Source organism: Alcanivorax sp. HI0044 (assembly GCF_001634945.1).
This window is the reverse complement of the sequence record NZ_LWEZ01000361.1, coordinates 1-853: the sequence shown is the minus strand read 5'-3', so window position 1 is coordinate 853 and position 853 is coordinate 1. Positions and strand designations below refer to the sequence as shown.

At 58.4% G+C, this 853-nt stretch carries 1 pseudogene; it reads right to left on the bottom strand.

From position 1 onward, the window contains the following. Positions 1-853 (bottom strand): annotated as a pseudogene (locus A3730_RS04415) (DNA-directed RNA polymerase subunit beta'); the annotation flags it as partial.

Genomic DNA, 853 nt, shown 5'->3' with positions numbered 1-853 from the left:
GTTATCACCAAGCGAACCTTGCCTTTGGTTTCTTTACCGAAGGACACGGTACCAGTCTTCTCGGCCAGGATGGCGGCTTCTTTCGGGTTACGGGCTTCGAACAGATCCGCAACGCGGGGCAAACCACCAGTGATGTCACGGGTCTTGGAGGATTCCTGGGGAATCCGCGCAATCACATCACCCACACCGATGCTGGCGCCATCCTTCAGGCCACACAGCGCACCGCCCGGCAGGAAGTACTGCGCCGGCATATCAGTGTTGGGCATCACAACGGCTTTGCCCTTGCTGTCCACTACCCGGATTACCGGACGCATGTCCTTACCGGCAGACGGGCGATTCTGGGAACCGAGCACTTCGATATTGGTCAGGCCGGTCAGCTCGTCGGTCTGGTGGTTTACAGTGATACCTTCTTCCATATCACCGAACTGAACCTTACCTTCCACTTCCGCGATAATCGGGTGCGTGTGTGGATCCCAGGTTGCAACAACCTGACCACCACCCACTTCGTCACCTTCATTCACGGTCACGGTGGCACCGTAGGGCAGCTTGTAACGTTCACGCTCACGGCCCAGCTCATCGGCAACGGCCAGATCAGCAGAACGTGACACGATCACCAGGCCATCCTTGTGCTGCACGTGCTTGGCATTGTGGAAACGCACCTTACCGCCGTGCTTGATCTGGATGCTGGACACCGCAGAGGCCCGGCTTGCCGCACCACCAATGTGGAAGGTACGCATGGTCAGCTGGGTACCCGGCTCACCAATGGACTGCGCCGCAATAACACCAACAGCCTCGCCCACATTCACCTGATGACCACGGGCCAGATCACGACCGTAACAGGTGGCACACACAC